This is a genomic window from Paractinoplanes bogorensis (assembly GCF_018829635.1).
Classification (GTDB): domain Bacteria; phylum Actinomycetota; class Actinomycetes; order Mycobacteriales; family Micromonosporaceae; genus Actinoplanes; species Actinoplanes bogorensis.
This window is the reverse complement of sequence record NZ_JAHKKG010000012.1, coordinates 203,406-214,864: the sequence shown is the minus strand read 5'-3', so window position 1 is coordinate 214,864 and position 11,459 is coordinate 203,406. Positions and strand designations below refer to the sequence as shown.

At 68.9% G+C, this 11,459-nt stretch carries 9 protein-coding genes; 1 reads left to right on the top strand and 8 read right to left on the bottom strand.

Going from position 1 to position 11,459, the window contains the following annotated elements; genetic code table 11:
- The first annotated feature begins 103 nt into the window (after positions 1–103).
- On the top strand, positions 104–394 hold the full coding sequence (locus KOI35_RS35070; protein ID WP_215792981.1) for a chorismate mutase: 291 nt from the start codon (positions 104–106) through the stop codon (positions 392–394).
- On the opposite strand, the gene KOI35_RS35065 is transcribed toward KOI35_RS35070, so the two are convergent.
- From KOI35_RS35065 to KOI35_RS35030, 8 genes are all read right to left on the bottom strand, one after another.
- Complete coding sequence (locus tag KOI35_RS35065) at positions 391–3,642, bottom strand: NACHT domain-containing protein (protein WP_215792980.1); 3,252 nt, start codon at positions 3,640–3,642, stop codon at positions 391–393. The two genes, KOI35_RS35070 and KOI35_RS35065, sit on opposite strands and share 4 nt — an antisense overlap.
- Positions 3,643–3,672: 30 nt before the next feature.
- Positions 3,673–4,680, bottom strand: a complete 1,008-nt coding sequence (locus KOI35_RS35060; protein ID WP_215792979.1) for an ABC transporter ATP-binding protein — start codon at positions 4,678–4,680, stop codon at positions 3,673–3,675.
- Positions 4,673–5,659 carry an ABC transporter ATP-binding protein gene (locus KOI35_RS35055; RefSeq protein WP_215792978.1) on the bottom strand — a complete coding sequence of 329 codons (987 nt, stop codon included), beginning with the start codon at positions 5,657–5,659 and terminating at the stop codon, positions 4,673–4,675. Before KOI35_RS35055 ends, KOI35_RS35060 begins: the two co-directional genes overlap by 8 nt.
- On the bottom strand, positions 5,656–6,579 hold the full coding sequence (locus tag KOI35_RS35050; RefSeq protein ID WP_215792977.1) for an ABC transporter permease: 924 nt from the start codon (positions 6,577–6,579) through the stop codon (positions 5,656–5,658). The genes KOI35_RS35055 and KOI35_RS35050 overlap by 4 nt, the downstream gene beginning before the upstream one ends.
- Entirely contained in the window at positions 6,572–7,498 is a 927-nt protein-coding gene (locus KOI35_RS35045; protein ID WP_215792976.1) for an ABC transporter permease, read from the bottom strand. Before KOI35_RS35045 ends, KOI35_RS35050 begins: the two co-directional genes overlap by 8 nt.
- 6 nt (positions 7,499–7,504) lie before the next feature.
- Positions 7,505–9,139 (bottom strand): peptide ABC transporter substrate-binding protein, encoded by a 1,635-nt coding sequence (locus KOI35_RS35040; protein WP_215792975.1) that lies wholly within the window; start codon positions 9,137–9,139, stop codon positions 7,505–7,507.
- A gap of 216 nt (positions 9,140–9,355) precedes the next feature.
- Positions 9,356–10,024 carry a response regulator gene (locus tag KOI35_RS35035; RefSeq protein WP_215792974.1) on the bottom strand — a complete coding sequence of 223 codons (669 nt, stop codon included), beginning with the start codon at positions 10,022–10,024 and terminating at the stop codon, positions 9,356–9,358.
- Positions 10,021–11,310 carry an ATP-binding protein gene (locus tag KOI35_RS35030; protein ID WP_215792973.1) on the bottom strand — a complete coding sequence of 430 codons (1,290 nt, stop codon included), beginning with the start codon at positions 11,308–11,310 and terminating at the stop codon, positions 10,021–10,023. The genes KOI35_RS35035 and KOI35_RS35030 overlap by 4 nt, the downstream gene beginning before the upstream one ends.
- Positions 11,311–11,459: the final 149 nt, after the last annotated feature.

The following is an 11,459-nucleotide window of genomic DNA, read 5'->3' as shown; positions in this document are numbered from 1 at the left end:
GCGTCTGAACAACAGACCTCCATCAAGCCCCGGGCCTTCCAGCCCGGGGCTTGATGCTGCCCGGGCCGGGTCGACCGGGGCGCCAGCACCCGAGGAGCACGACATGACCGCCGATCTGATGGACCAGAGCACCGGCGCGGGCCAGCCCCTGGCCGCCGACGAGATCCGCGCGATGCGCGAGCGCATCGACGAGATCGACCAGCAGATCATCGACCTGTGGCAGGAGCGGGCGCGCCTGTCCCAGACCGTCGGCAAGACCCGCATGGCCAGCGGCGGCACCCGCCTGGTGCTGTCCCGCGAGCGCGAGATCGTCGAGCGCTTCCGCGAGGCCCTCGGCGCCGACGGAGCCCAGGTAGCCCTGATGATCCTCCGCGCCGGCCGGGGTCCGCTCTAGCGGAACACCCGCTCCGGGGACGGCTCCTCCGGGAACAGCGACTCCGGAAACGGCACACCGATCGCCGTGAACTCCTCTCGCAACAATTCACGGAAGGGGCGGTCGATAAGGCCCCACGTGTCCGAGTCGATGACGCTGAAGATGTCGACGAGCCTCGGACGGGAACATTTACGCTGGTAACAGACGGCAAGAATGCCTGCGCTGGCCTTAGCGCGCCGAATCCAGTACGGCGGCTGGGCCGACGTCATCGGCTGAGGCGTCCGATCGTCGTTCTCCAGCACCTGCAACACCACCGACGGGTCGACGCGGTGCGCATCGTCCATCAGCATGCGCATGACCACGGCGTCGCCTGCCGGAACGTTTCGGAAGGTATACAGGGCGGCAACGTAAAGGTCGACCAGCCGGGAAGCCTCGCCCTCCTCGCGTGAAGCGAGCAGCAACTCGAGCAGCACTTCGAGATTCGACCCGTACGTCGAAGCGTCGTGGATCCCCCCGAACGGTGTAGCGATCGACCGCCAGAAGGGGGCCACGCTGTGCGCCAGAACGAGGGCCATCCTCGTGTCCTCCCGGAATGCGGCCTCCTTCAACCAACCCCCGGCCACACTCGCCAAGGGAACCGAGACGTCATGGAAGAGTTCAGTTGATCCCCACTTCTCGTCGGGCGATTCCAGGACCGGCGCCCAGGGCATGGAGTGCCACAGGCTGACGCGTGACATGTCCTCGCGGGTGATCGTCCCGTCGCGGCGGTCGGTACGCCACGTCACCCGCAACGCGGTCCAGAGGCTCTTCCAAGCGTCTTCGGGCAAGCGGCTCTCCCACAGCAGCGCCTGTGACCGCCAAGTGACACCGAGCGAGCCGACATCCACCCCTTCCGGTGCCAGAAGCACGAGAAGCGTGACCAGGTTGGCGCTGAAAGCAGCCTCCCGCTCGGACGCCGACCGCCGGATCGGCTGGTAGCCGCCCAGCGACCAGGTCTGCGGCGGGCAGGCCGCGGCAGCCAGCAGTTCGCGCAACAACGCGTCACAGCCGGCGTGCAGTTCCGCCGGCAGACGGCTGAGCATGGTCCGGCCGAAGTCGATGATCGGCCCACGCGCGGAGAGCACCGCGAACGACAACCAAGCCGCCAAGGGTCCCGCGTCGACCGGGCTGGGGTAGGGCCGTTTCGCCTGGTGTGCGCGTTCCTCGGCCAGATCGGTCAGGGTGTTGACCACGAGGCGCGCGACCAGGAACTCGCCAAACGTGGCGTGCAGGAACTCGAAGCTGCGCTCGGGCTGGTCGACGCCTTCGCGGGCGCGGGACTCGTGCAGGAAGAAGAAGCGGCCGACGAGCAGCTGAGCGGCGCTGAGCGGGCGATCACTGTCCGGTTTGTCCACCCGGTCGTCGCGCAGCAGCTCGTGCAGATCAAGATCCAGCTCCCGCTCGGTGACGACTTGCGCGCCCCGGGCGAAGAGCGCCATCGCCACGAACTCCAGCCGGCGAATCTCCCGGGCGATCGCGGCCGCGTCGATCGGGGCGGCGGGTTCCCGCTTGGCCAGCTCGCGCCGGGCGAAATCGGCGAACAAACGCTCGTACAGGTCGGCGCGGTCCAGACTCCCGGCCGAGCGCAGGGCGTTGTCCCAGGCGTCGTAGATCGCGAGCATCAGCAACAGCAGCGGCTGCTCGGCCAGCTCGCGATAGCGGAGGGCCACGTCGAGAGTCAGCGGTTCGATGCTCGAGTTGGTCGCGCCCCACACGTCGAGCCAGGTGCCGATCTGCGCGTCGTCGAAGGGATCGAGGCGCAGCACCACGCTGTCGTCCGGGACGCGGGCGCGGTCGGCCACCACGATGCGCGAGGTGACCAGCACGGCCACCGGACGGCCACGATCGGCCTCGCGGCGTTGAAAGTCGCGTACCTGTTCGAGGTAGTCGGCACGGTTGGCCCCGGACGCTTGCAACAACTCGTCGAAGCCGTCGAGCATCACCACCGGCAACGCACCGACGGCCGAACGCGCCAGCTCCGGCCACGACACCCGCTCGCCGATGGCGGCGTGGACGGCCGCTTCGATCTGGTCCTGGATCGGGGCGTCGGCGGAGACCGAGCGCAGTTCCACCCGTACCGGAAAGAATTCCTCCGGAGGCAGTGTGGCGGCCAGAACTCGGGTCAGCATCGACTTGCCCGAGCCGGGCTGGCCCAGCACCACCAGGGGCGCGGCCGTGGCGTCGGGACTGGTCAGAAAGCCGGCTAGGAAAGGCTGCACGTCGGCCACCTCGACGGCGTCTTCCCACCACGACTCGGCGGCGACAGGCGATCCGGTCTCGGCCCGGCGCGCCCGAGCCCGGGGATTGACGTAGAGATCGGCTGTCGCGGGCAGCCGGATGCCGTCGGGGAGGTCGCCGGCGTCGACGATCGGACGACTCAGCTCGCGTCGGTATTGATCGGACAGGTCGGTGCGGCAGGCGTCGGCGCGCCCGGTCAAACCGGCCAGCAGCGACCGGATTCCGCCAAGACCGGTGCTCAGTCCGGCCACCTGGGACTCGATACCGGCCAGTTGTGAGTCGACGCCGGCGACGCGGCCGGCCAGTTCGGCGCCGACACGCTCGGTGGTCGCGCGGCCCGCCGCCGCGTCGGTCATGGCAGCCCAGATCGCGAACTCGGGCACGTCGACCGCCAACGCTCGGTAACCGATGTCGTAGCGCCGCATGGCCGCGCGCATCAATGAACTCTTGCCGGGGAAGACGGGCGCCGCCTGTTCGAGGCCCTTCAGGAAGTCGAGCGCCCCGATCATGAGGGTCTCGTAATAGGCCTCGAGCTCGACCCGCAACGCCTCGACCGGCTGGGTCGCCGACGGCATCGGGACATCCGCCTCGACCAGGACGTGGACGACGGCGCGACGGTCGCTCTCCACCGCTGTGCTGGTGGCGATCGCGACCTGCTCGGCCAGCGTGATCTCGTCGGCCGCGTCGCCCAGGGCCTCGAAGAACGAGCTGACCACCAGCACCGCGTGGGCGGCGGCGAGTCGTTCGGTGCGATCGAAGCGGTTCAGTCCGGTGACCCGTTCACGGAGCCCGCGGGTGACCGTCTGTCCCCAGTCGACGATCTCATTGCGTACGGCTAAAAGGTCGACCGAACTCAGCGTGGCCGTCGCCACCGCGGCCGTGGGAAGTCCGGCGATCCGGCCGAGCGCCGTGATGTACGGACTGTCACCGGCCCCCAGCAGATGTACCGCATCGGCGTACGTGAGCCCCCGACGGGACGACGGTCGCAGCATGCGCGCAGTGTCCCACTTGGACCAGAGGGACTAGAAGCGCCGCATCACGTTGTGGGGCTCGGCGAAGTGGCACGCGCTGGGGTGTGACGACCGCTGCCTGATCTCCAGCAGCGGCTCGTGCTCGGCGCAGCCCGGCTGAGCCTTCCAGCATCGCGTACGGAAGCGGCAACCCGACGGCGGATCGGCCGGTGACGGCACTTCGCCGGTCAGCACGATCTGCTCGCGCCGGCCGCGCAGGCGTGGGTCGGGAACCGGTACGGCCGAGAGCAGCGCCTGCGTGTACGGGTGCGTCGGCTGCTCGTAGATCGCCGCCTGGTGGCCGGTCTCGACGATCTTGCCGAGGTACATGACGGCGACCCGGTCGGAGATGTGCCGGACCACCGACAGGTCGTGTGCGATGAAGATGTAGGCGAGGCCAAGCTGGCGTTGCAGGCCCTCGAGCAGGTTGATCACCTGGGCCTGGATCGACACGTCGAGGGCCGAGACCGGCTCGTCGCAGACGATGATCTCGGGGCGCAGGGCGAGCGCGCGGGCGATGCCGATGCGCTGGCGCTGGCCGCCCGAGAACTGGTGCGGATAGCGGTTGATGTGGTCGGGGTTGAGCCCGACCAGGTCGAGCAGTTCCTGCACGGCCCGCACCTGGCCGGTGTGCGGGACCGCGTCGGGGTGGATGTCGTACGGCTCCCCGATGATGTCGCCGACCGTCATGCGCGGGTTGAGCGACGTGTACGGATCCTGCATCACCATCTGAATGGTGCGGCGCGTCCTCCGCCACGCGGTTCCGCTCAGGCGGGTCACGTCGTCGCCGTGCACCCGGATCTCGCCGTGCGTCGGTTTCTCGAGCCCGACCAGCAGTTTGGCCAGCGTCGACTTGCCGCAGCCGGACTCCCCCACGATCCCGAGCGTCTCGCCGCGGCGCAGTTGCAGGTCGACCCCGTCGACCGCGCGGACGGCGCCCACTTTGGACCGGAACACGATGCCCCGGGTGATCGGGAAGTGTTTGACCAGGCCCCGGGTCTCGAGCACGAGATCAGACACCGAGAACCTCCCGGACGAAGTGGCAGCTGGCGATCCGCTGCGGCGCGATCTGGTAGACCGGCGGCTCCTCGTGGCGGCAGATCTCGCGCGCGTACGCACATCGGGGGTGGAACGAGCAGCCGCGCGGAACGTCGGTCAGGGCCGGTGGCAGCCCCTGGATCACGTTGAGCTGCCGCCCCTTGTGGTCGAGCCGCGGGATCGATTCGAGCAGAGCCTTCGTGTACGCGTGGGCCGGCCGCCCGTAGATGTCGTAGACCGGCGCCTCCTCGACCACCCGGCCCGCGTACATGACGGCGATCCGGTCGGCCACGTCGGCCACCACGCCCATGTCATGCGTGATCAGCATCAGGCCCATGGTGCGCTGGCGCTGCAGGTCGGCCAGCAGGTTCATGATCTGGGCCTGCACGGTCACGTCGAGGGCGGTGGTGGGTTCGTCGGCGATCAGCACCTCGGGGTCGAGGGCGAGCGCCATGGCGATCATGACGCGCTGCCGCATGCCGCCGGAGAACTGGTGCGGGTAGTCGTTGACGCGGCGCCTGGCGTCCGGGATGCGGACCTGGTCGAGCAGCTCGACGGCGCGGCGCTTGGCCTCACCGCGCGAGGTGCCCCGATGCACCCGGAACAGTTCGGCGAGCTGGAATCCGACCGTATAGACCGGGTTGAGGGCGCTCAGCGCGTCCTGGAAGATCATCGCGATCCGGTTGGCGCGCACCTTGCGCCGTTCGCGTTCCGGCAGTTGCAGCAGGTCGACGCCGCGATAGAGCACCTGACCGCCGGTGATGTGCGCGGGCGGGGTGTCCAGGATGCCCATGATCGCCTGAGCGGTCACCGACTTGCCGCAGCCCGACTCGCCCAGCACGGCGAGCGTCTCCCCCGGGTGCAGCCGCAGGTTGACGCCGTTGACCGCGCGGGCCACGCCGTCGCGGGTGCGGAACTCGACGTGCAGATCGCGCACGTCGAGCAGGATCTCCTGGTTCATCGCAGCCTCGGATCGAAGGCGTCGCGGATGGCGTCGCCGAGCATGATGAAGGCGAGCACCGTGGCCGCCAGGAAAACCGAGGGCCAGACCAGAGGAGCGGCTGCCGTACGCGCGTACGGGCCGGTCTCCGCAATCGCGATGCCCCAGCTCACGGCATCGCCCTTGAGCCCCACCCCCAGATACGACAGGGTGGCCTCGCCCGCGATGTTGATGCCGAGCAGGATGGTCAGCACCACGATGACCGGGCTGATCGCGTTGGGCAGCACGTGCCGGAACATCAGGCGTCCGGGGCCGGCGCCGAGCATCCGGGCCGCGGCCACGTAGTCCTGCCCCTTGGCCGAGATCACCGCCGAGCGCATCACCCGGGCCGCCGTCGTCCAGCCGAGCACCCCGAGCGTGACGATGACGGCGAGCACCCCGTTGCTCTCCGGGTTCGACGACAGCCGCTTGGCCAGCACGATCGCGCCGAGCAGGAACGGGATGCCGAGCATGATGTCGACGAACCGGGACAGCACGGCGTCCAGCCAGCCGCCGAAGTAGCCGGCCGCCAGCCCGACGAGCACGCCGATCACCCCGGCGATCAGGGTCGCGCACAACGCCACCAGCACCGAGTCGCGGGCGCCGTAGACCGTCTTGGCATAGACGTCGCAGCCCTGGAAGTCGAAGCCGAAGATCGCTCCGCCGCTGGCCCCGGCGTCCTTGCGGCCGAGCAGGCAGTCGCGCGGGTCGGCCGAGGTGAAGAGCGAGGGCCAGGCCGCCATCAGCACGACGATCACGACCAGCGCGGCGGCGATCCAGAAGACCTTGCTCGTACGAAGGTCGGCCCACGCGTCCCCGGCCAGCGACCGGTTGGCCCGGCGCGGACGGTCGGGCGCCGGTCCGGGCGCCTCGGCCGTGGTGACAGCGTTGAGGTCACTCATAGCGGATCCTCGGGTCCAGCGCGGCGTACAGCAGATCGACGATCAGGTTGATCACCAGGAAGACGATCACCAGGACGCTCACGAAGCCGACCACCAGCGGGCCGTCCTCGGTGCGGATGCCCCGGAACAGGTTGAAGCCGACGCCCGGGATGTTGAACACGCCCTCGGTCACGATGGCCCCGGACATGAGCACGCCGATGTCCACGCCGATCAGGGTGATGACCGGGATCAGCGAGTTGCGCAAAACGTGCACGCCGATCACCCGGCGGGGGGCGAGACCTTTGGCCTTTGCCGTACGTACGTAGTCGGCTCGCAGATTTTCCGCCACCGACGTCCGGGTGACACGCAGTTCGGTCGCGATGACCAGGCTGCCCAGCACGAGGGCGGGCAGCAGCAGCTCGTACAGGCCGGCGTTGCGCCCGGCGGTCGGCGGGAACCAGCCGAGCTGGATGCCGAAGACGAGCTGGGCCAGCGGCGCCAGCACCACGATCGGCATGGCCAGCACGATCAGGGTCAGCACCAGGGTGACCGTGTCGAACACCCCGCCGCGCCGGATGCCGGAGAGCACGCCGGCACCGATCGCCACGACGGCCGCGATGACGATCGACAGCAGCGCCAGCCGGATGGTGACCGGCCACGCCTGGGACAGCATGTCGCCGATCGACCGGCCGGTCAGCGACTGTCCGAAGTCACCGGTGAGCAGACCCTTGATGTAGTGCCAGTACTGGGCGAAAAAGCCCTCGTCGAGGTGGTAACGGGCGTTGAGCGCCGCCCGCTGACTATCGGTGACCGGACGGTCACCGACGAGCGCCTGCAACGGATCGTCCACGTACGCGAACATCAGCGCGTAGACGACGAACGTCGCCCCGAAGAAGGTGAGGACCATCTGGAGCAGGCGCCGCACGATGAAGCGGAACATGGGGTGCTAGCCGGCGATGTCGACGGCGTAGATGTCGACCTTTCCGAAGAGGTCCATCGTCACGTCGGTGACCTTCTCGGAGTAGCCGAACACGTTCTGCCCGAAGCGCAGCGGGAGCACGGGCATGTCCCGTACGAGCTGATCCTCCGCCTCGTTCCACAGCTTCTGCGACTGCGCGACGGTCGGTGCGGCCGAACCCTGACGCACCAGGCTGTCGAACGTCGTGTTGTTGTAGCCGTAGTAGTTCGACGAGCCGTCACTGGTGTAGAGCGGGCCCAGGTAGCTCTCCATCAGCGGGTAGTCCATGGCCCAGCCGAGCCGGATCAGGCCGACATCCTCCTTGGCCCGCACCTTGGCCAGCAGGTCCTTGAGCTTGGGCAGGCCCACCCCGGTGCAGTTGACGGCCAGCGACGCCTTGATCTGGTTGCACATCGCGTCGACCCACGCCTTGTGGCCGCCGTCGGTGTTGTACGAGATCTTGATGTCGCGCGGACCGTTGGCCGCGGTGTAGAGCTGCTTGGCTCTGGTCGGGTTGTACTCGCACCACTGACCGCAGCTGTTCGGCCGGGCGCCCGCGACCTGGGGCGAGACGAACGACGTGGCCGGCTGCTCGGAGCCGAGGAAGACCTGGTCGGTCATCTCCTGACGGTTGATCGCCATGGAGAGGGCGCGGCGGACGTCCGGGTTCTTGTACTTGTCGTCGTACATCGGGAAACCGACGAACGAGAACGAGGAGCTGGGCGTCCGGGCCAGGCGGGTACCGAGGTCGCTCGAGGCCGACGCCAGGTTTTCGATCGGGATCTTCGTCTCGATGTCGAGGTTGCCGCCGACCAGGTCGGCGTACTGCGCGCCGAGGTCCTGATAGATCTTCCAGGTGATGCCGCTGACCTTGGGAATCGTGCCCTTGAAGTCGGCCACCTTCTCCACGACGATCTTTTCGTCGTGCTGCCAGGTGCCCTTCATCTTGAACGGGCCGTTGCCGATCGGCGCCTCGCCGAAGTCCTTGTTGAGCACCCCGTCGCCGGAGAACGCGGCCTTGGGCAGCGGGAAGAACGCGTCGTAGCCCATCACCGACTGCCAGCCGGCGAAGCCCTCGGTCAGGGTCACCGTGAAGGTCAGGTTGTTGACCTTCTTGAGCCCGCGCAGCTTCTTGGCCTTGGGCTCGGGCGCCTTCTCGGGGCCGCCGTCGTCGGGGTCCTTGGCCTGCAGGTCGGCGAAGCCGTCGATGCGCTGGAAGAAGTACGACGCGAGCTGGCCGTTGGGCCCGTAGGCACCGTAGTTCCAGGCGTCGAGGTAGTTGTCGGCCACGACCGGTTCGCCGTTGCTGAAGGTGAAGCCCGGCTTGAGCCGGATCGTCCACACCCGGTTCGCCTTGTCGTGGGTGATCGACTGCGCGGCAACCGGGTACGGGTTGCTCTTCGCGTCGAACCGCACGAGCGGGTAGAACAGCGACGCGAGCACCTGCGAGCCACTCGTCTCGATCGAGTTGGACGGGACCAGACTCGTGGGCTCGGCGATACCGATGCTGATGCTGTTGGGCAGGACTTCGGTGTCGTCCGAACTCCCACTGCTACAGCCGGCCGCCAGCAGGACGACGGCGGTCGCCGTGGCCGCCACCTTCCACGGGCTCTTCCCAGGCATGTGGGGGGTGCCTTCCTTCAGGAGCGCTCACGGGGGTCGTGTGAGCCGCAGCAACTGTGACACAGAGCCAACGAACGCCAGAGCCCCGTTATCAAGCCGATACTAGTAACAGCTGGGCGGCAGGCTTTTTCCCAGTCTTATTACATGCCCCTGAACTGCGGAAATGCCGGTGGGTGCACGGTCCGCGACCCACCGCAGCGGCCGGTTTCGAGCCGATCAGACGAGGCGTCTATCCGCCGCCCATCGTGACAATTCGTAACGGTTGCTCATTTGGAGCTTGCGCAGGACGTTCGAGACATGTGTCTCGACTGTCTTGATCGAGATGAACAGTTCCTTCGCGATCTCCTTGTACGCATAACCCCGCGCGAGCAGTCGCAACACCTCGCGCTCGCGGTTGGTGAGCTGGTCGAGCTCGGGATCGGCCACCGGCACGTCGGGCCGGGAGGCGAAGGCGTCGAGCACGAACCCGGCCAGCCGCGGGCTGAACACCGCGTCGCCGTCGGCCACCCGGCGGATCGCGGCCGCGAGCTCGTCGGGCGAGATGGTCTTGGTGACGTAGCCTCGGGCGCCGGCCCGGATCAGCCCGATGACGTCCTCGGCGGCGTCGGAGACCGAGAGGGCCAGGAAGCGTACGTGCGGATGGGTCCGCCGCATCGCGTCGAGCACGGCCCGGCCCCCGCCGTCGGGCATGTGCACGTCGAGCAGCACCACATCGGGTTCGATGGCGGCGATCCGGCTGACCGCCTCGGCCACCGAGCTCGCCTCGCCCACCACCTCGACGTGCGCACCCAGCTCGGCCCGGACGCCGGCCCGGAACATCGCGTGATCGTCGACCAGGAAGACCGTGAGCTGCCGCTCGGTCCCGGTGTCCTCGGTGTCGGTCATCGTGCCGTCTCCTTCCCGGCCGCCACGCTCTCCCGCGACGGTGACATGGTCAGCCGGACCTCGGTCCCGTCGCCGGGGGCGCTGCGGATCTCCGCCTTGCCGCCGTGGCGCTGCATGCGCCCGATGATCGAGCCTCGCACGCCGTGCCGCGACTCCTGAACCCCGGCCAGGTCGAAACCGGCCCCCCGGTCGCGGACAAAGACGCTGAGTCCCCCGTCCGACCACCCCGCCGCCGCCCCTGACCCGACTGAAGGCTCTCCTTGCTCGACCTCGGCGTAGAGCGACACGGTGTCTACCCCGGAGTGGCGGGCCGCGTTGACCAGCGCCTCCCGGGCGGCCGCGACCAGGGCGGCGACCCGCTCGTCGCACTCGGTGTCACCCACGACGACCGTCTCGACACTGATCGCGTATGTGTCCTCGACCTCGGCCGCGGCCTGCTCGAGGGCGGCCGCGAAGCGCTCGGTCGGCGACGCCGACGGCTTGTAGAGCCAGTTGCGCAGGCTGCGCTCCTGCCCCCGGGCGAGCCGCTGCACCTCTTTGATGTCGGCCGAGTTGCGCTGGATCAGGGCCAGCGTGTGCAGCACCTGGTCGTGGATCATCGCGGCCAGTTCGGCCCGCTCCTGCTCGCGGATGCGGCCCTCGCGCTCGGCGCGCAGCTGGTTGAACATGCGCCAGAGCAGCGGGGCGGCCACCACGCCGACGCCGAGCAGGCCGACCAGCGCGAAGATCACGCCGTTGACGACCGCGGTCAGGCTGCCGCGCGGGACGTAGACGGCGACGACCCCGATGATGCCGGTGGCGACCAGCACCCCGCCGCCGATGAAGCGGAACAGGAAGAAGCGGCGGTCGCTCTCGGCCACCACGGCGGCCAGCCAGGGTTGCTGCGGCATCGAGCCGCTCAGGTGCCGGCGGCTCGGGTCGGACTGGTGCCAGATGATGCCGGCGCCGACCGCGACGACCGCGACCAGCCAGCCCACCGTCCCGGCCACACTGTCGTCGAAGACCAAGGCCTGCAACAGCACCACGCCCAGGCCGATGGCCCCGAACGGCAGCAGCATGGCCAGGTCACGGCGCTGCGGCGGGTCGGCGGTGACGACCTGCTGCGGGAGCACCGCCCAGAAGGCCGCATAGAGCAGGAGGCCGAGCCCGTTGAAGCCGAGGAGCACGACCAGCGCGACACGCACGATCAGCACGGGGACGCCCAGGTGCTGCGCCAGCCCGGACGCGACACCCGCGATGACGCGGTGGTCGCGCGGCCGGTACAGGCGGCGCGGGGGCGGGTTCACGGCGGCGGTGATGGCTCCTCCTCGGTTACGTACCCCGATCGTCACACGTTCCGGCCGCCCGGACCACGGGGAACAACCCCCGGTATCCGGGTATCCGGATCTCAGGGTGGCCTCAGGGTCGGCGCCGGAAGCGGCTCGGGTGCTCCGGC

Coding starts and splice junctions, on each gene's coding strand:
- KOI35_RS35070 (WP_215792981.1), top strand. CDS start 104: ATGACCGCCGATCTGATGGACCAGAGCACCGGCGCGGGCCAGCCCCTG.
- KOI35_RS35065 (WP_215792980.1), bottom strand. CDS start 3,642: ATGCTGCGACCGTCGTCCCGTCGGGGGCTCACGTACGCCGATGCGGTA.
- KOI35_RS35055 (WP_215792978.1), bottom strand. CDS start 5,659: ATGAACCAGGAGATCCTGCTCGACGTGCGCGATCTGCACGTCGAGTTC.
- KOI35_RS35050 (WP_215792977.1), bottom strand. CDS start 6,579: ATGAGTGACCTCAACGCTGTCACCACGGCCGAGGCGCCCGGACCGGCG.
- KOI35_RS35045 (WP_215792976.1), bottom strand. CDS start 7,498: ATGTTCCGCTTCATCGTGCGGCGCCTGCTCCAGATGGTCCTCACCTTC.
- KOI35_RS35040 (WP_215792975.1), bottom strand. CDS start 9,139: ATGCCTGGGAAGAGCCCGTGGAAGGTGGCGGCCACGGCGACCGCCGTC.
- KOI35_RS35035 (WP_215792974.1), bottom strand. CDS start 10,024: ATGACCGACACCGAGGACACCGGGACCGAGCGGCAGCTCACGGTCTTC.